This is a genomic window from Ahrensia sp. 13_GOM-1096m, assembly GCF_000620605.1.
Classification (GTDB): domain Bacteria; phylum Pseudomonadota; class Alphaproteobacteria; order Rhizobiales; family Rhizobiaceae; genus Ahrensia; species Ahrensia kielensis.
Genome location: NZ_KK211156.1, coordinates 69,673 through 88,981, shown reverse-complemented (window position 1 = coordinate 88,981; position 19,309 = coordinate 69,673). Strand labels below are relative to the sequence as shown.

Below are 19,309 nucleotides of genomic sequence, written 5' to 3'. Positions count from 1 at the left end.
TCAGATAGCTTGCCGAAAAACACAACGGATACTCTTATGTTTCAATCTTTTGACGTCACTTCTGAAAAATCTGAAGGCCCAGCACGCGTTGCCGCTTTGCGCGAGCGCATGGCAGATTTAGGCATTGATGCATTTATTGTTCCCCATAGCGATGAGCACCAAAATGAATATCTGCCAAAGCGTGCAGAACGATTGGCTTGGCTGACAGGCTTCACCGGCTCTGCGGGTGCTGCCGTTATCTTGGCTGATAGCGCACATGTTTTCTCTGATGGTCGCTACACTGTGCAGTTGCGTGAGCAGACAGACGCAGAAACATTTGAGCGCCATGACCTTACCAAAGCTGGCCCTGCCCTCAATTTGAATAAATGGGCCTCAAAGGATATGCGCATTGGCATCGACCCTTGGCTGCACACAATGGCAGGCATCGCCGCTTTTGAAAGCGCTGCCGATCGCATTGGCGCAACCCTTGTGAAGCTTGATGAAAACCCGCTTGATGCAACATGGACAGATCAGCCAGACGCACCAAAAGGCAAAGTCGCAATCCACGATATGGATTATGCAGGCGTTCAGCCAAGGCAAAAGCTCAACGAAATTGCCAAAGCCGTGCGAGAATCAGGTGCGGATGTAACCGTACTGACTGATCCAACGTCTATCTGTTGGGCGTTCAATATTCGCGGTGAAGACCTATCGCATATGCCTCTCGTGCTCAGCTTCGCTATCGTTCCAAAACAGGGCGACGCGATGTTGTTTATCGATCAAAGCAAGATCGATACGGAAGAAGAAGCATATCTGACCCAGCTTGCGCAGCTATCTTCAATTGATGAGCTGGAAGCAGCACTTGTCTCACTTGGCGAAGCTGAACTGAACGTCCTGCTCGATCCATCCTTAGTAGCCGCAAAGATTGCCGAAACACTCGAAACATCGGGCGCGACAATCATAAAAGGCGATGACCCGTGCCGTCTTCCACGTGCTTGCAAAAACCGCACCGAGCGCAAAGGTGCGATGGAAGCACACAAGCGCGATGGCGCAGCGATGGTGCAATTCTTAAGCTGGATGGATAGCCAGAAAGCTGAAGATCTTGATGAAATCAAAATCGCGCAAAAGCTGGAACAAATCCGTATTGAAACAGGCGAGCGTCTTGGCTTCCCGCTCAAAGAGATTTCATTCGATACGATTTCCGCTGTTGGTCCGAATGCCGCCTTGCCGCATTACCGCGTCAATACGCAGAGCAACCGTCAAGTGACTGACGGCGACCTCGTCTTGGTAGATTCCGGCGCTCAATATTTGGACGGCACAACCGATATTACGCGCGTTATTCCTGTGGGCGAGCCAGCAGAAGACAAGCGCCGCCATTTCACACTCGTGCTCAAAGGCATGATCGCAATCTCTGAAGCCAAATTCCCAGTCGGCACACGCGGCATCGACATTGATGGTCTTGCCCGTCAGGCATTATGGGCAGAAGGCTATGATTATGCCCATGGCACAGGCCACGGCGTTGGTTCTTACCTTGGTGTTCACGAAGGCCCACAAGGTATCCACCGCCGCGCAATGGTTGAGTTTGAACCTGGCATGATCGTTTCCAATGAGCCTGGCTATTACAAAGAAGGCAGCCACGGCATTCGCATTGAAAATATTCTGGTCGTCAATCCGCCGAAAGTTCCTGAGGGCGGCGACCTCGAAATGTTGAGCTTTACAACGCTGACGCTTTGCCCGATTGACCGCCGTTTGATCGATGTGTCTTTGCTCACCGTTGCCGAAAAACGATGGGTCAACGGCTATCACAGCAAGGTGCGCACAGAACTATCCAAACTGATCGAAGATGAAGACACGCTTCATTGGCTGGAAAAAGCAACGCGCCGCATCAAGCGCGTTTAATCAGCCAAGTAAATAACGCAGCCCTAATATGCAGGCCCAGCCGAGTGCAAATACCGGCAGGGCCGGCAAAAATAGTGCAAGCACTGCCACAACGACCAAAGTGAGCGTTTCCGCTAAGCCAAAAAAGGCAGCGTAAGGCGCAACAATTGCGGTCAAAACAGCTGCGGGCACTGCCCGCAAGCCTGCATCAACGCGCGGATGAATTTTGTCAAAACGTGACAAAACAACGTGCCCACCGATACGGGTTAAATAGGTCGCAAACGCGCCAGCAAAAATTATCCAGATTATTGTCGACATTATTCTGCTACCAATTTTGCATCTTTGGGCAATCCAATGATTGCCGCCACCACTATGCCTGCCAAAGCGCCGATCGTGACGTGCCACGGCGAACCAACATAATGATAGGCAAACATTGATGCTGCACCACTGGCAATAACAATGACAGCCCAGTTATTGCGTTTGCGGAACCCCATCACAATAGACATAAAATAAACAGGTAAGAGAAAATCGATACCAATCGCTTCTGGATTGGCAATCAAATTACCAAACGTCGCCCCGATGACCGTCGCGATTTGCCAAGGAATCCAAAAACAAAGCCCTGCACCAAGCATCCATGAAAAACTGATCTTTTCACCGCGATCATGTCTTTCTTCCATCATCGCATACAAAGGATCGATGAGAAAAAAGAAAGATAAATAACGCTCCATGAAAGTCATATGCGTCATATATCTGCCGGTGACAGCCGAATATAGAATGTGGCGAAAATTCACGGCAAAGATTGAAAGGACGATCAACCACGGCGCAACATTTGCACCAAAAAGCTCAATGCCAACCAACTGGCTTGCACCAGCAAATAGCGTCGCACTCATCAAAAAGCTCTCGAAAATGGTCATCCCATTTTTAACGGCCAATGTGCCAAAAAGCGCACCAAAAGGCAGTGCTGCTAAGACCATAGGTATGGACATAACAGCGCCGGATTTGAACTCTGATTTTGTGAACGTCAATGTATCTCTCCAATAAAGAGACCCTATTGGAAGCAACAATTTATTGCACTTGAATAATTGTGATCGTGACAATCAGATGTTTTGAAGATGAGTTTAAGCGTTCGCCACGCGCTCAAACCATTCATCTTCGTCAATCACTTCAATGCCTAATTCCTGCGCTTTTTTAAGCTTTGAACCAGCGCCTGGCCCAGCAACCAAAAGATCGGTTTTCGACGAGACAGAGCCGGATGCTTTAGCGCCAAGCCGCTCAGCCATAGCTTTTGCCTCATCACGGCTCATCCGTTCCAATGAGCCTGTAAACACGATTGTTTTGCCTGCGTAAGCGCTATCGCTTTTCGGCTTTTCAGCGTCCTGCGGCGTCAGCTGATCGACAAGCGCTTTGACCATATCCAGATTGTGTTCTTCCCCAAAGAAACGCGCAACGGCATCAAGCACAGCAGGCCCAACATCATCCAGCGCTTCCATTTCGCCGCGCGCAACCATATCGCCATTGGCAATAGCAAGCGCTGCCTTTTCAAAAGCGCCCCAGCTTTCATAGCCCTTGGCCAATGTCTTGGCCGTAGTCTGACCGACATGGCGAATACCAAGACCAAAGATCAAACGATCAAGCGGGATACTCTTCTTTTCATGGATAGCTGCAAAGAGTTTCGCCGCAGACGTCTCACCAAAACCCTCACGGTTTTTCAACTTGCGAAGTTCATCTTTTTGGTCATTTTCCTGCAATTTGAAAATATCAGCAGGCGTGCGAATTTGCAGAGGATCATCATCTGGCAAATCGTAAAAATACTCGATCTGTTTATCGCCAAGCCCATCAATGTCGAACGCCTTGCGGCCAACAAACAGCTTCAAATGTTCCTTGCGCTGGAACGGACAGGCAAACTCACCTGTACAGCGGCGAATAACCCCCGCCTCACCCGTTGCCTTGTCCTCTTGAACAAGCTCGGTTTTTAAAGGGCATGCACAATGTGTAGGAAAGTTAAACGGCTCAACACTATTGGAGCGTTTTTCTGGCACATAGCCCAGCACTTGCGGGATCACATCACCGGCGCGTTGCACGGTGACAGTATCGCCGATCATAATACCGAGGCGTTCGATTTCTTCTGCATTGTGCAGCGTGGCATTGGTGACAACAACACCGCCAACGGTAACAGGCTCAAGCCGCGCAACAGGCGTATGTGCGCCCGTGCGGCCAACCTGAATATCGATTGCTTTGAGGATGGTAACTGCTTTTTCAGCCGGAAATTTATGTGCAATCGCCCAGCGCGGTGAACGCGAGACAAAGCCAAGACGCTGCTGCAAAGAAAGATCGTCAACCTTGTAAACAACGCCGTCGATGTCGTATTCCAGTTCCGCACGGCCAAGCTCAATCTTGTGGTAATGCGCAATCAACGCAGACACATCATCAAAAACCGCCATCAGCGGATTAATGGAAAAGCCATAGCTTTGCAGTTTTTCAACCATGCCGCTTTGCGTGTCCGCCGGCATGTCACTCACCTCGCCCCATGCATAAGCGAAAAACTTGAGCGGACGCGCTTTGGTGATCGACGCATCAAGCTGGCGCAATGATCCGGCAGCCGTGTTGCGCGGGTTCACATAGGTTTGTTTGCCTGCGGCCTCTTGCGCCACATTGAGCGCTGCGAAATCGGCCTTGGTCATATAGACCTCGCCGCGCACCTCAAATACGTCCGGCGCACCTTCAGGCAAACGATCAGGAACGTCTGAAATTGTCCGCGCATTGGCCGTTACATTTTCGCCAACAGCACCATCACCGCGCGTGGCCGCATAGATAAGCTTGCGATTTTCATAGCGCAGCGAAAGCGACAAACCGTCAATTTTTGGCTCAGCGGTCAAGCGTAAAGGTGCCGCTTCCGGCAATTTCAAAAAGCGTTTCACCCGCTTGGCAAAATCTTCAACATCATCATCAGAAAAAGCATTATCGAGCGACAGCATCGGCACGGCATGGCGCACTTTTTCGAATTTCTCCGAAATTGTCGCCCCTACTTTTTCAGAAGGGCTATCGGCACGTTTCAAACTCGGAAAACGGGTTTCGATTTCCTCATTGCGCTTTTTTAAGGCATCATAGTCAGCATCTGAAATAAGCGGCGCATCTTGCGTGTGATAGGCAAGGTCATACTTGGCCATATCTGCCGCAAGAGCAGCCAGCTCAGCTGCAGCCTGTGTCTCGTCGAGATCAGAAACTTTTATGAGACGCAATTCATTTGGCATGGCTTAACCTGCATTCAAAAGCTGTGCTGCTGCTGCGCGTGCTTCATCTGTTACTGTGGCACCAGAAAGCATACGTGCAAGCTCCTCACGGCGCTTATCCATATCAATCTCAACGATAGAAGTCGCCAGCTTGTCGGCATCTTCTGTCTTTTTCGAAATCAAGAAATGATGTCCTGCGCGCGCAGCAACCTGCGGTGCATGTGTTACGGACAAGACTTGAACCTTTGATGATAAGCGCGAAAGGCGCGAGCCAATGGCATCTGCAACCGCGCCGCCAACGCCAGTGTCAATTTCATCGAACACCAATGTTGGCGCAGAACCGCGGTCCGCGAGCGCAACTTTTAACGCAAGCAAAAAGCGCGAAAGCTCACCGCCCGATGCAACCTTCATCATTGGCCCTGGCCGTGTACCCGGGTTCGTTTGAACCCAGAACTCAATCGTATCAATGCCAGTTTCCGCACGGTTTTCAGCGTCCGATGTCTGATTGATGATAAACGCCGCCTTTTCCAGCTTCAAAGCAGGCAGCTCGGCCATTACCGCTGCAACCAGCTGATCTGCAGCCGCTTTTCGCGCTTCGGAAAGCTGCAACGCTGCACGGTCATACATCGCCAGCGCTTCGCCTTCAGCCTTTTCAAGCTCAATCAACCGCGCTTCGCCGGCATCAAGCTCGGCCAATTGGTCGGCCATTTGAACGGCAAGTTCAGCCAGATTTTCAACCGGAACATTAAATTTGCGCGATGCAGCCCGCAGCGAAAATAGACGCTCCTCGGTTTGCTCAAGCACACGATTGTCAAAATCAGAAATATTGATCGCTTTTTCGATCAGCGTTTGCGCTTCAGCCAGATGGTCGAGCGCTTTGCCTAAATTCTCATTGGCTTCTTCCAAAAGGCCCGGTGCTTCTTCTGTCTTGCGCTCAAGACGCCGCAGCAAGCTTGCAATATCTGGTACAGGTGATTTGGGACCGGATAAAACCTCATGCGCATCATTCAAGTCAGACGCAATTTTCTCGGCCTGCATCATGCCTTGACGTTTTTCGGCAAGCTGAGTTTCTTCGCCCTCTTCTGGCGCAAGTGCTTCAAGCTCTTCAGATGACGCTTTGAGATAATCAGCTTCTTTGGCTGCCTCTGCCACCCGCGCTTTATGTGTTAGAAGCGCTCTTGCTGCCGCACGCCAATCATGATGCAATCGTGCAATATGTTCAGTTTCGCTAGACAATTGTCCAAATGCGTCGAGAAGATCGCGGTGCGTATCTGTTTCTATCAGCGCTCGCTCATCGTGTTGACCATGGATTTCAACAAGATGCTTGCCGACTTTTTGCAAAAGGCCAGCGCTCACAGATTGATCATTGATATAAGCGCGGGTGCGCCCATCGCCTGATTGAACACGGCGAAAAATTAATGCTTCGCTCGGATCAACATCAATGCCTGCATCTTTAATTTCCGAGCGTAGCGGATGCACGGCCGGTAATTCGAATATGGCTGTCACTTGGCCTTGATTAGCGCCTTGGCGCACCAAACCAGCATCGCCGCGTGCACCAAGTGCCAAAGCAAGAGAATCAAGCAGAATAGATTTACCCGCGCCGGTTTCACCGGTAAGCACAGAAAGTCCCTCATCAAAGCGTATCGTTAGCGCTTCGATCAGAACAATGTCGCGGATCGAAAGCTCAGCCAGCATTCTTTAAAGGTTCCTGAAACAGAGAATCGGACGAGCGAAACTCAATCCCCGATTAAGAGCGTTTGAACGCACGAGATAACCATGAGCCTGAATTTTGTTGTGGTTTCAAACCGCCAGATTGCAGAAGCTTGTAAGAACTTGCGTACCATTCGCTGTCTGGAAAGTTGTTACCCAAAATAGCGGTTGCCGTTTGCGCTTCGTTGGTCAGGCCCATCGCCATATAAGTCTCGGTCAGGCGCGCTAACGCCTCTTCAATATGGCGCGTGTTTGAATATTCTTCGACCACACTTCTAAAACGAGACAAAGATGCAGCATATTCGCGGCGTTCTAGGTAATAACGGCCGATCTGCATCTCTTTACCAGCAAGCTGGTCCGTACCAATGCGGATTTTTGCTTTCGCATCATCCACATAGATCGAATCAGGGTAGCGCTCCAACAGCTCGTTGAAGTTCTGAATCGCAAGACGCGTATCGCGCTGGTCGCGCGTTACAACCGGCATCTGACTGAAATAGGAAATACCAATGATATATTGCGCGTAAGCTGCATCTTCATGCGTTGGATAAAGGCTCACAAACCGGCGCGCTGAAGATATAGCTTCATCAAAATTACCCTGCTTGTACTGGGTAAACGCAGCTAACACATTGGCTTTACGAGCAAATTCTGAATAAGGGTGCTGGCGGTCAAGCGCATCAAACTTTTTAGATGCCTCGCGCAAACGACCTTGGTTCATATTCGCAAGGCCTTGATTATAAAGCACATCAGCAGGCTCGATAGTCTCAACATAAGCGTTCAGATCGACATCATCATTATCTTTGGCACAGCCAGAAACAACGCCAACAGCCAATCCGGCTACAAGCAAATTGCGACCGATGGAAAATGCGCGGTATTTTAAACGCGATGAACGATTTTCAGATGTCATATTAACTACCGGCTTCTTTAAACGCAGGACACACAATGTCCTTAACAATACCACAAAACTGAGCGGAATAAACTTCTCGCTCAGCGATGCACACCAAATGCCGCAATTTTGTGACTTGATCAAGCTTTGTCGGTGTTTTTAAAGCCAATAGAGACTTCTACACATCCCAAGGGGCATATGCTTGAGCAGCAATAGCCACAAACTCACGCGCAAACGCACGTTCGCGCGGTTCTGGTGTCTCAACAATCTCAAATGCTGTGCGATCAGCCAAAAGTTCTTTTAAAACTGTAGCGTTAAGACGGTGACCACCGCGATAAGAGCGGAAGCTTCCGATAAATTGTGCACCAGCCAATGCTAGATCGCCAACAGCATCCAACGTTTTATGGCGTACAAACTCATCCTTAAACCGCAAGCCTTCGCGGTTAATAACCATATTGTCATCACCGATAACCACTGAATTATCGAGCGATGAACCAAGCGCATGGCCAGAAGCCCACAGCCGCTCAACGTCTTTCATAAAGCCAAAAGTGCGGGCACTTGAAAGTTCATTGCGAAATACATCGCCATCAACTTCTGATTTAAATTCCTGTCGACCAATAGCAGCGCTCTCAAAATCGATCACGACTTCAAAACGTGTGCCTTCATACGGGCTAAACTCGGCCCATGAGCCGCCAATTTCAGCGCGTACAGTCTTTTTAACGCGAATATAACGGCGCTTGGCAGTAAAATGCGTTAGGCCAGCCTCATCAATCGCATCAATAAATATGCGTGAGCTACCGTCCATAATCGGCACTTCATGGCTATCAACTTCAATAATAACATTATCAAGACCAATGGCTGAAAACGCAGCCATCATATGTTCAATGGTCGATACATGTATTTTTGAAGGATCGCCAAGCATCGTGCACAGATCGGTTGCACCGACATGGCTTACGACAGCTGGAAAATCATGCATTGTGCCGTCAGGCATGATGCGGCGAAATATAATTCCCGTATTAGCATCAGCGGGCAACATAGAGATAGAAACACTATCACCGCTATGAACACCAATACCTGAAAGATTTACAACTTCGCTGAGTGAGGTTTGATAAGCCCTCAAATCGGTCCCCATAGACACTTCCTTATTAGGCGCTCAATGCGGAACCCTGCTAGCCGCAAATGAGAATACGCGCTCATACCCCGCAGATAACATATCCGCGAGTCGGCTCGCTTTCCAAATCACGCTTTCTTACTAATTGTTACCATCTGAAACATTTAGAATTTAGCGACAAAGAATAATAAAAACATAGAGTTAATAAACCTGTAACGGGCCCCGAAAACGAGGCCCGTTACAATATTACAGTGTCATATTACAAGCTGTTAGTTAGCTTGACGGCGCAAGAATGCCGGAATTTCCAACTGATCATCATCCTGATTAACAGCGGCAGGTTGTGTTCTACCCTGATTGTCATGCTGACTTCTTGCAGGCGCATACATAGATGCTTCTTGGCTAAGAGGACGGCGTGTTTCTTCAGAGCGTTGTTCACTCGCTGGGCTCATCGGGCGAAGGCGCGGTTCAGCAGGTGCTTCATGCTCCTCACGGCGTGACAAACCATTTGTTAAGCGCTTCAAAAGGCCAAGCGGTCCACGGTCATCATCTTCTGCGACGCGCGGTGCTGTGCGTGCAGTTTTTGTTTCAAGTTCAGCCTGAACCATCGGTGGAAAATCTTCCACTTGCGGCATTCTTGGTTCAGTAAATTGCGCAGACTGCGTAGCCGTTGGCATAGGCACAACAGTTGGCTGCGGTTTAACCTCAGCAGCAGGCTCACGAACTGGCTGAGCTGTCGCAACGCTTGGCGCTGGTTTGGCTTGCGGCGCTGTGAACAAACGGCTTTGCGGAACGAAGCTTTCTTCTTGCTTTGTTTCTTCAACCTTGCGTGCGTTGGAAAGAGCTTCCATTTCTTTTTGTGCTTCAGCAACAGGATCAAGCGCAGGCTTTGCAGGCGCAGGCTTTGCAGCTTCTACAGGTTTTGCTTGTGGCTGCACGCTTAGCTGAGGGCGCGGCATGGATTGTACCGGAGCAGCGCCGGTTACAGCACGGCTGGGTGTACGGTTATCCACTGAACCAGCTGCCTCCATTGACTCAATACCCGTAGCAACAACAGAAACGCGAATGATGCCTTCAAGTGATTCATCAAATGTCGCACCAAGAATAATATTGGCATCCTGATCAACTTCTTCGCGAATACGCGTTGCAGCTTCATCAACTTCAAACAACGTCATATCACGGCCACCAGTGATGGAGATCAACAAGCCGCGAGCGCCTTTCATTGATGTTTCATCAAGCAGCGGATTAGCAATTGCAGCTTCTGCAGCTGTCATCGCACGGCCTTCGCCAGACGCCTCACCTGTGCCCATCATCGCTTTGCCCATATCGCGCATAACTGAACGCACATCAGCAAAATCGAGGTTGATAAGACCTTCTTTGACCATCAGATCAGTAATGCAGGCAACACCAGAATAAAGAACTTGGTCAGCCATGCCAAATGCATCAGCAAATGTCGTTTTATCATTGGCAATGCGGAAAAGGTTTTGGTTCGGGATCACGATAAGTGTGTCCACGCTCGCCTGAAGCTCTTCGATACCAGCATCGGCCGTTTTCATGCGGCGTTGACCTTCAAAGTGGAATGGTTTTGTTACCACACCAACAGTCAAAATACCGCGCTCGCGCGCTGCACGTGCCACAACAGGTGCTGCACCAGTACCTGTGCCACCGCCCATACCAGCAGTTACGAAACACATATGCGTGCCATTGAGGTGGTCGTTGATCTCGTCAATGCACTCTTCAGCAGCAGCGCGTCCAATGTCAGGCATTGAACCGGCACCAAGGCCTTCGGTTACAACAGTACCAAGTTGAATAATGCGTTCAGCTTTGTTCATCGACAATGCTTGAGCGTCTGTGTTCGCAACAACAAACTCAACGCCATCCAGACCACCAGTGATCATGTTATTGACTGCGTTGCCGCCGCCACCGCCAACACCGAACACAGTGATACGCGGCTTAAGCTCTGTGATGTCAGGCTTCTGTAAATTAATGGTCATGGCTCATTCCCCATTTGGTTTCGGAAGCATTGCCTTGCTGCCGGTGGTCACACTCTCGTGTGAAATCAAAAACTATCTTTGATCCATTGTGTCATGCGACCCAATGGACCTTCGGTTCCGTTACGTTGATGGCGCACCGCGCCCTGAAAATTCGTCAAACTCTGATCGTTATGTGCTGTCTGTGGATAGATCATTAGTCCCACAGTTGCAGCAAATGCTGGTGTTTTAGCTGATGTCGGTAGGCCTTTAATGCCAAGCGGACGGCCAATACGGATATTGCGGCCAAGAACACGGCGCGCCAAATCTGGCAGGCCTGCCATCTGAGCAGCGCCGCCTGTTAGAACAACGCGCTTACCGATGACGCTTGAATGTCCCGATTTATTGAGACGCTCGCGCAACATTTCCAAAGTTTCTTCAACACGCGCTGCAATAATACGGTTAAGCAAGCTGCGTGGCACCTGATGCGGGTTATCAAGTCCGTCCTCACCAAGGCCAGGCACAGAAATCATTTCGCGGTCATCAACAGTGGCCGCCATAACAGAACCCTGCATCACTTTCATGCGCTCTGCATTTTCAATACTGCAAGAAAACCCGCGCGCAATATCCATCGTCACATGATGACCGCCCACAGGAATACAGTCCGCATGGATAAATCGGCGCTCTGAGAATACAGATATTGATGTTGTGCCGCCGCCCATATCAATACAGGCGCAGCCAAGTTCTAACTCGTCATCAACAAGCGTTGAAAGACCAGAAGCATAAGGTGTTGCAACCATTTGCTCGACACTCAAATGCGAACGGTTGATTGCCAATTCCAGATTGCGCAGCGGTGCAGCATCAACGCTGAGTAAATGCATATTCAGCGATAATTCTTCGCCAATCATACCGCGTGGATCAAGAATGCCGCGCTCACCATCAAGCACATGATCAACCGGCATCAAGTGAACCACTTGGCGATCAATACGCGCTGCACGCGCTACCGCAGCTTTTAGAACTTTTTGAATATCTTTTGCAGCGATTGGCCGATCTTCTAGCGTAATCGACGCTGAACATTTTGTGCTGGCCATACGCCCTGCGCTAATATTCGTAATAATAGATTCAACGGTCAGGCCAGCCATGCGCTCAGCAGCTTCAACCGCATGGCGCACTGTGCGCTCAACACTGTCAAGATCAACAACCATGCCAGACTTCATGCCCACAGACTTGGTATGTCCAATACCAATCACTTCCGGTGCGTGCGTGCGGCCATGCAAATAACGCCCGCCATCAACCGGCATCATTTTTGCAATGACACATACGGTTTTTGTGGAACCAATATCCAGAACAGTAACAATTGAGCTGCGAATTTTAGCCATTAGATACGGCTCCCGCGCGCTTTGCGTTCTTTTTCCGCAGCATCAGCGCGTGCTTTGACAAAAGCCTCACGGCTTTCCTGTGCATTTTCTGTCAAAGCAAAAATAGTGCGATCCTTTAAACGAAGGTCAATGGCAGCAAGATCACGGTCAAGGACGCCGAGTTTGTTTTGCAAATCTGTCAGGCGTGCCAGCGCGTCTTCTAATCCTTCATCCGGCAAACGGATCGTCATGCCATTGTCCAGACGCAAATTCCAGCGGCGCGTACCAACACGAATGAAAGCACGAACACGCCCTGCCAAATCATCGAATTTCGCTACCGTTTCCACAAAAGCTTCACCGTTTTCTGCTGCACCTTTTCCAACAAGGAATGGTAGAGCCGACAAACGGGCATCAGCTGCATAGCCCCCGATAACCGAACCATCCTTTTGAACAACTGTAAGTGCTTCGCCTTGCTGCCAAACAGCAAAAGCATCGCGTTCTTCAATGTCGATTTTCAGCTTATCAGGATAAACTTTTGCGATTCTTGCGGCACCAACCCATGGCAATTGCTTCAATGCTTCGCGCGACGCATCTGGGTCGATGGAAACGAGGGAGCGTTGCTCACCCAAACGCAGCGCAGCAAACACATCATTGGCTGTCGTGTGCGTATTGCCAGAAATTTCGATTTCAGAAACGGCAAAACCAGATTTAGCCGTCACAGAATCCACAGCAACGCCGAATTGCCCGCCCATCACTGAGCCATAAACAACCGCGCCGCCAATAATTGCAGTAATGCCAAATCCTTCGGCATGTTTTGGAATGATGATATGTCCGTCCAGCAGCCGTTTCAAGAAACGGACTGGCCACCGCAGCAAACGCGGCAAAACGCGCAAGTTCGCGTAATGTGCACTTGGAAGCACAGAACCTTCAAACTCTAGCAATTTTGACTTCAACGCGAACAAGAAGCGTCCTCCACCATCCAATGTAAAAGCTCTCCGAAACTATGTCCGGCATAAGCTGCAAGCTCAGGCACTAAAGATGTCGCTGTCATGCCCGGTTGCGTGTTGATTTCCAGCCAGATCACTTCACCTTCTGCAGAGAAACGATCGTCATAGCGGAAGTCGGAACGCGTCACGCCGCGACAGCCAAATGCCTTGTGAGCTTTTAACGCCATATTCGTAATCTTTTGGTAAACAAAAGGTGAAATTTTTGCTGGGCATTCATGATTTGATCCCCCAGCAGCATATTTTGCATCAAAATCGTAGAATTCTTGGCCCTGCGGAATTATTTCTGTGACCCCAAGCGCAACATCTCCCATAACGGCACAGGTAAATTCGCGGCCATGAATATAGCGCTCCACCATAACGCGGTCGCCATATTTCCAATCAGCAGAGGTAATCACTTGCGGCGGATGGCTTTGCCCCTCTTTCACAATCACCACGCCAAAACTTGATCCTTCGGCCACAGGCTTGACCACATAAGGCGGCTGCATTGGATGCGCGGAAGTAATATCAAAGCGGTTCATCACTTTTGATTCAGCAACAGTAATACCGTGTGTTTTGGCCAACCGCTTAGAAAGCTCTTTGTCCATTGCCACCGCAGTCGCAAGCACGCCTGAATGCGTGTAAGGAATTTGCATAAATTCCAAAACACCTTGAATAGTGCCGTCTTCACCGTAAGGGCCATGCAGCGCATTAAACGCAACATCCGGCTTTACTTCGGCAAGCTGGCTCGCAACATCATGGGTTACATCAATGCGCGTGACACGGTAGCCAAAGCGCTCAAGCTCATCAGCACAGGCATTTCCAGACATCAAACTGACGGGTCTTTCCGACGAAAAACCACCCATCAATACTGCTACATGCTTATCTCGACTGACCAAAGCGCTTCCCTTCGTTTCACAACATCCGCAAGATAAAGCAAGAGTCCGATCACGGCGCAAAACGCAAACCGTGAACCAAGGCAGCAACACACGCACCCGACTCAAACCAAAACGGAACAAGTCTATATGAATCAGAGTGGCGATTCGCTGACAAGTGAAAATCGAAAAAAGTACCAAAGCATCTTGCGAAAAATCTTCACAGCAAGGGAATTATTGTCTTCAAAATTGAGCACACGAACCCAATGCGCGCCAGTTAGGCCGCATTGGGTCGTTCAATACAGAAAAAAGTTAATCGCGCGGACGAATAAGCTGAAAACGGAAATTCAGTAAGATTGCCGCAAATGCCAAACCAACTGCCAGTCCGGTCCATATGCCAACACCGCCCCAATTTTCGACAATTCCCAAATAATAGGACGTTGAAAGCCCAACACCCCAATAGGAGAAAATAGCCATTGCCATGGGAATACGCGTATCCTTCAAACCGCGTAATTGAGCGACCGCAACAGCCTGCGTACTATCAACCAACTGGAAAACAGCAGCAACGAAAAGCAGCGGCACCGCATAAGTTGCCACAGCGGCCACATCTTTTTTGCTTTCATCTAAGAACATGCTGATCAACTGATCTGGCATGATGAAAAACAGGCTCGCACTGACGACAGCAACCAAGATCGCTATTGCCATAACAGCATTGGCAGCCCGCTGAAGGTTGCCCGGATCATTACGGCCAAAGGCGTTCGATACACGTATCGTCGCGACCTGACTCATACCAAGCGGTATCATGAAGGCTATCGAGGCTAATTGCAGCGCGATACCATGAGCAGCCAGCGGCACAACGCCAAGCCAGCCCACCATAATCGATGCAAAAATGAACATGCCAACTTCTGCCAAAATCGTAATGGCAATAGGAATACCAATCTTCAATACATCAAAGAACGCATGCCAATCAGGGCGCCAAAAGCGAACAAAGACTTCATATTTACGCGCATCTTTTTGATAAGCAACGTAAAGTGCCATCGCCAAGAACATAATAATGTTAACCAGCAATGTCGCATAAGCCGCACCACGAACACCAAGTTCCGGCGCGCCCCAATTACCAAAAATAAGCATGTAATTGACAACGATATTGGCAAGGCCTGCCAACATTGTTGACCAGAAAATAATTTGCGCACGTTCAATAGCAGACAAAAACGAGCGCAAAGCATGGCTAAGCAATGTCGGGAACATAGCGATCGCTGCAATGGCCAAATATTGGCCAGCTAAAAGTGCAAGTTGCGGCTTTTGCCCCAGCGCAAGCAAAATAGATTCGCCAAAGAAAAGCAGTGGCAGAACAAGGCTGGAATACAAAATAGCAATCCATAAGCCCATGCGAACAACACGGCGTACCGTGCGTTTATCGCCTTCACCTTCTGCTTGCGCAGCCATCGGCATTACGGCCTGACCGATACCAGCACCAAAGATCATAATGATAAAGAACAATTGCGTCGCGAGCACACTGGCGGCCAGTTCTTCCACGCCGTACCAGCCGAGCATGATAGTGTCGGTGGTATTCATCAGCATAAGACCAAGCTGAGATCCGACAAGTGGAATGCCAAGCTTGAATGTCGCGCGCAAATGCTCTGACCAGCTCTTGACTGCCGGCGTTACAACGTTCGTATCGATGTGAGTCATATCTGTCATCAAGACCCATTAGCCTCGATTACACGAAAGGCCAATAAATATTTTCACACCATCAAGTAAAAAATCAACGGTTAAAGTCTAAATTCAGATTACCAAAACCATATCACAGCAAACGGCCAAGAAACTCCTGCACCGGCTCTTGATCGTCCGCAAACTCACCGAGGCGTTTGATTTCCCATTCAAGACGAATATCGGACGTATCAAGCACGCGCGTGCGGACTGTTTCGCCGAGCGTTTCAAGATCATGACTGCTTGCACCGCCCGTATTGATCATGAAATTGCAATGCATGGGCGACATTTGCGCTTGTCCCACCATCAGACCGCGGCACCCTGCATCATCAACCAATTTCCACGCTGAATGGCCATCTGGGTTTTTAAAGGTCGAACCGCCGGTTTTTTCCTTCACCGGCTGAACTGTTTCGCGGTGATGTTGCACTTCATCCATCTGTTTTTGGATGACGGCCTTATCTTCCGCATAACCTTCAAAAAGCGCACCCGTGAAGATCAAGTCCTTGGATGCACCCGAATGACGATAGGAATAGCCCATATCTTCATTCGAAATGACATGTTTTGCACCTTGGCGATCAACCGCATAAACCTCAACAACGCGCTCGCGTGTTTCAGTGCCATTGGCCCCTGCATTCATGCGCAATGCACCGCCAATTGCGCCTGGAATACCATGATAGAAATGAAAACCGCCAAGTGACGCATCACGCGCAGCACTTGCCAGCATTTTATCCGGCACGGCAGTACCGCACTTAATCTGTGTGTCGCCAACAGTTTCTATGCTGCCAAAACCGCGCGCTGAAAGACGAATAACAACGCCTTTAAGGCCGCCGTCGCGTACCATCAAATTGGAGCCAACCCCAACGACCAGAACAGGCACATCGTCAGGCAGCGCTGCTAGAAACATCGCCAGATCATCTTCATCTGCTGGTTGATAAAGCACCTCTGCGCGCCCGCCTGTGCGAAACCAAGTCACAGCACTCATTGGCGCATCAGGTGTCATGCGTCCGCGCAAATCCGGCAATAAAGGACGCAGCCGTTCCAGCAATGCTTCACCATTAATAGACATTAGGCGTCACCACCGGCCAATTCGCGTGGCAGCGCATAAGCCCATTGTGTGATGGAGCCAGCGCCCATATAAATCACATAGTCACCCTCAGATGCTTCCTTGCGCACGATTGATGCGACATCCGCAGGACCCGAAATTGTGCGTGCATCACGGTGCCCGCCAGATTTCATATGGCTGACCAGCGTCTCATGATTTGCGCCCTCAATCGGGTCTTCGCCAGCTTCATAAACAGGGGCAACAAGCGCGATATCTGCATCGTTAAAACAAGCAGCAAAATCATCAAACAAATCATGTAACCGCGTATATCTGTGCGGCTGCATAATCGCGATAACACGCTTATCTTTAGCCGCAGAACGCGCTGCCTGTAGAACCGCTTTAATTTCAACCGGATGGTGCGCGTAATCGTCAAACACAGCAACGCCGTTCCAATCACCCGTATGCGTAAAACGGCGTTTTACACCGCCAAAGGCAGAAAGCCCTTTTGTAATATTTTCCACGCTCATGCCAAGCTCATGCGCAACGGCAATTGCAGCAGTGGCGTTTGAAACATTGTGCGCGCCCGGCATTGGCAAACGTAAGTCAGGCAGGAATACGATTTCGCCGCCTTTGCGGTCACGAATTTCAACATCAAACAGCGATGTCGCACCGTCCATACCTTTATGCGTATAACGCACATCAGCCTGCGGGTTTGTACCATATGTTATGACGCGGCGATCAGAGATCTTAGAGACCAGCGACTGCACTTCCGGATGATCAATGCAGCACACGCCAAAGCCATAAAACGGAACATTTTCCACGAATTGTTTGAAAGCTTTGCGCACATTGTCAAATGAACCATAATGATCAAGATGCTCAGGATCGATATTGGTGATAACAGCCACATCCGCTGGCAATTTTAAAAATGTGCCATCGCTTTCATCGGCCTCAACAACCATCCACTCACCTTCGCCCATGCGCGCATTGGTGCCATAAGCGTTGATGATGCCGCCATTGATAACGGTTGGATCAAGATCACCAGCTTCCAATAGTGTTGCCACCATTGAAGTTGTCGTTGTTTTTCCGTGCGTGCCACCAATCGCAATCGCGTTTCTAAAACGCATAATTTCAGCCAGCATTTCTGCACGGCGCACGATCGGCAGTAATTTCTCGCGTGCAGCAACCAATTCAGGATTGTCTTTTTTAATCGCCGTTGAAACAACCACAACCTGCGCATCGCCAATATTTGCCGACGAATGACCGACAAACACTTCAATGCCTTTTTCGCGCAGGCGCTGCACATTGGGTCCATCAGCCTGATCGGAGCCTTGCACTTTGTGGCCAAGGTTGTGCAGAACCTCGGCAATCCCGCTCATACCTATGCCGCCAATTCCGACGAAGTGAACCAGTCCGATATTTTGCGGCATTTTCATATGATTAGTTCCGAAATTCTAGGCGTTGAATATCTAGGATTGCGCAGCTTTCAGCTCAGCAACACTCTTTCCTGACGCAATAGCCTCTGTCAGGTCTGCAAGCAAGATGTCTGCTTGCGGTTTGCCCGCAGCCTTAGCAGCCGCTGCCATTTTGGTAAGTTCGTCCGGTGATTGGAACAAACGCTCAAACTCTGCAGCGATTATATCAGCATCAAGGTCCGACTGGCGCATGACTTTTGCCCCGCCAACCGCTTCCAGAGCTGCAGCATTTGCAGCCTGATCGTGATCTAGCGCATGCGGATACGGCACGAAAATCGCAGGTCTGCCAATAGCTGCAACCTCTGAAACAGTTGAGGCACCAGAGCGCGCCATAACCAAATGTGCACTGCTGATGCTATTTGGCAGATCAGAAAAGAACGGCGACACCACGGCTTTAACGCCAATAGCTGCATAGGCTGCGCGTGCTTCATCTTCATCTTCTGGCCGCGCTTGCTGCGTTAAATGAATACGTGCGCGCAGACCTTCCGGCAGTTTTGCCAGTGCGGCAGGTATCGTTTTAGAAAAGAACTGTGCGCCTTGGCTACCGCCGAAAACCACAAGATTGATCGGCCCGCTTTTACCAATTGGTGCATAGGCTTTGGCGCTTGCCTCTTTAACCGCAGGCCGAACCGGATTGCCCGTTTCGATTATCTTATCGGCAAACGCGCCCTCAGCTTTTAAAAAACCGCCCGCTATCATCGTCACACGCTTTGCCAACATTTTGTTAGCGCGCCCAGCAACAGCATTTTGTTCATGGATCATCGTTGGCATTTTACCAGCAGCAGCCATGAGCGGCGGCACCGTTGGATAGCCACCAAATCCGATAACGGCTTTAGGTTTAAGATCGCCAATCAACTGCCTTGATGTGCGCATACCCTGCATTAAAATAAAAACCGCTTTAATGATCTTTATCGGGTTCATGCCTGACGGCGATGCCGCTTCAATCACATGTGTTTGTAGGGCGGGGAAATTCGCCGTATATTGCTGCGCGCGCTTGTCGGTTGCCAGATGAATGGTCCACCCACGCTTGTGAAGTTCGTGCGCCAGCGCTTCAGCTGGAAATAAATGGCCGCCAGTACCGCCGGCACAAAGAAGAATTACACCTTTTGTCATT

The 19,309-nt window shown here is 49.7% G+C and carries 15 protein-coding genes; 1 reads left to right on the top strand and 14 read right to left on the bottom strand.

Going from position 1 to position 19,309, the window contains the following annotated elements:
- Positions 1–36 precede the first annotated feature (36 nt).
- A complete protein-coding gene (locus N530_RS0114200; protein WP_026481231.1) occupies positions 37–1,875 on the top strand; it encodes an aminopeptidase P family protein in 1,839 nt (612 codons plus the stop codon).
- On the opposite strand, the gene N530_RS0114195 is transcribed toward N530_RS0114200, so the two are convergent.
- The 14 genes from N530_RS0114195 to murG all read right to left on the bottom strand — a co-directional run bounded on the left by N530_RS0114195 (position 1,876) and on the right by murG (position 19,308).
- The gene (locus N530_RS0114195) at positions 1,876–2,172 is read right to left on the bottom strand and encodes an AzlD family protein (protein WP_026481230.1); all 297 of its coding nucleotides are present in this window, start codon (positions 2,170–2,172) and stop codon (positions 1,876–1,878) included. It lies immediately after the preceding gene.
- On the bottom strand, positions 2,172–2,879 hold the full coding sequence (locus tag N530_RS0114190; RefSeq protein ID WP_026481229.1) for an AzlC family ABC transporter permease: 708 nt from the start codon (positions 2,877–2,879) through the stop codon (positions 2,172–2,174). The genes N530_RS0114195 and N530_RS0114190 overlap by 1 nt, the downstream gene beginning before the upstream one ends.
- Positions 2,880–2,972: 93 nt before the next feature.
- Complete coding sequence (ligA, locus tag N530_RS0114185; protein ID WP_026481228.1) at positions 2,973–5,105, bottom strand: NAD-dependent DNA ligase LigA; 2,133 nt, start codon at positions 5,103–5,105, stop codon at positions 2,973–2,975.
- A 3-nt stretch (positions 5,106–5,108) separates the two neighbouring features.
- Positions 5,109–6,779, bottom strand: a complete 1,671-nt coding sequence (gene recN / locus N530_RS0114180) for a DNA repair protein RecN (RefSeq protein ID WP_026481227.1) — start codon at positions 6,777–6,779, stop codon at positions 5,109–5,111.
- A 52-nt stretch (positions 6,780–6,831) separates the two neighbouring features.
- Positions 6,832–7,698 carry an outer membrane protein assembly factor BamD gene (locus N530_RS0114175; RefSeq protein ID WP_026481226.1) on the bottom strand — a complete coding sequence of 289 codons (867 nt, stop codon included), beginning with the start codon at positions 7,696–7,698 and terminating at the stop codon, positions 6,832–6,834.
- Between the two features lie 157 nt (positions 7,699–7,855).
- The gene (gene lpxC / locus N530_RS0114170) at positions 7,856–8,809 is read right to left on the bottom strand and encodes a UDP-3-O-acyl-N-acetylglucosamine deacetylase (RefSeq protein WP_026481225.1); all 954 of its coding nucleotides are present in this window, start codon (positions 8,807–8,809) and stop codon (positions 7,856–7,858) included.
- Positions 8,810–9,057: 248 nt separating this feature from the next.
- Positions 9,058–10,779, bottom strand: a complete 1,722-nt coding sequence (gene ftsZ, locus N530_RS0114165; protein ID WP_026481224.1) for a cell division protein FtsZ — start codon at positions 10,777–10,779, stop codon at positions 9,058–9,060.
- A gap of 65 nt (positions 10,780–10,844) precedes the next feature.
- Positions 10,845–12,134, bottom strand: coding sequence for a cell division protein FtsA (ftsA, locus tag N530_RS0114160; protein WP_026481223.1), 1,290 nt, complete (start codon positions 12,132–12,134; stop codon positions 10,845–10,847).
- Positions 12,134–13,075, bottom strand: a complete 942-nt coding sequence (locus tag N530_RS0114155) for a cell division protein FtsQ/DivIB (protein WP_051540987.1) — start codon at positions 13,073–13,075, stop codon at positions 12,134–12,136. Before N530_RS0114155 ends, ftsA begins: the two co-directional genes overlap by 1 nt.
- Positions 13,063–13,995 (bottom strand): D-alanine--D-alanine ligase, encoded by a 933-nt coding sequence (locus N530_RS0114150; protein ID WP_256374328.1) that lies wholly within the window; start codon positions 13,993–13,995, stop codon positions 13,063–13,065. Before N530_RS0114150 ends, N530_RS0114155 begins: the two co-directional genes overlap by 13 nt.
- A gap of 288 nt (positions 13,996–14,283) precedes the next feature.
- Positions 14,284–15,672 carry an MATE family efflux transporter gene (locus N530_RS0114145; RefSeq protein WP_026481220.1) on the bottom strand — a complete coding sequence of 463 codons (1,389 nt, stop codon included), beginning with the start codon at positions 15,670–15,672 and terminating at the stop codon, positions 14,284–14,286.
- A gap of 103 nt (positions 15,673–15,775) precedes the next feature.
- Positions 15,776–16,747, bottom strand: a complete 972-nt coding sequence (murB, locus tag N530_RS0114140) for a UDP-N-acetylmuramate dehydrogenase (protein WP_026481219.1) — start codon at positions 16,745–16,747, stop codon at positions 15,776–15,778.
- The gene (murC, locus tag N530_RS0114135) at positions 16,747–18,156 is read right to left on the bottom strand and encodes a UDP-N-acetylmuramate--L-alanine ligase (RefSeq protein ID WP_026481218.1); all 1,410 of its coding nucleotides are present in this window, start codon (positions 18,154–18,156) and stop codon (positions 16,747–16,749) included. Before murC ends, murB begins: the two co-directional genes overlap by 1 nt.
- Before the next feature lie 33 nt (positions 18,157–18,189).
- On the bottom strand, positions 18,190–19,308 hold the full coding sequence (murG, locus tag N530_RS0114130; protein WP_026481217.1) for an undecaprenyldiphospho-muramoylpentapeptide beta-N-acetylglucosaminyltransferase: 1,119 nt from the start codon (positions 19,306–19,308) through the stop codon (positions 18,190–18,192).
- Position 19,309: the final 1 nt, after the last annotated feature.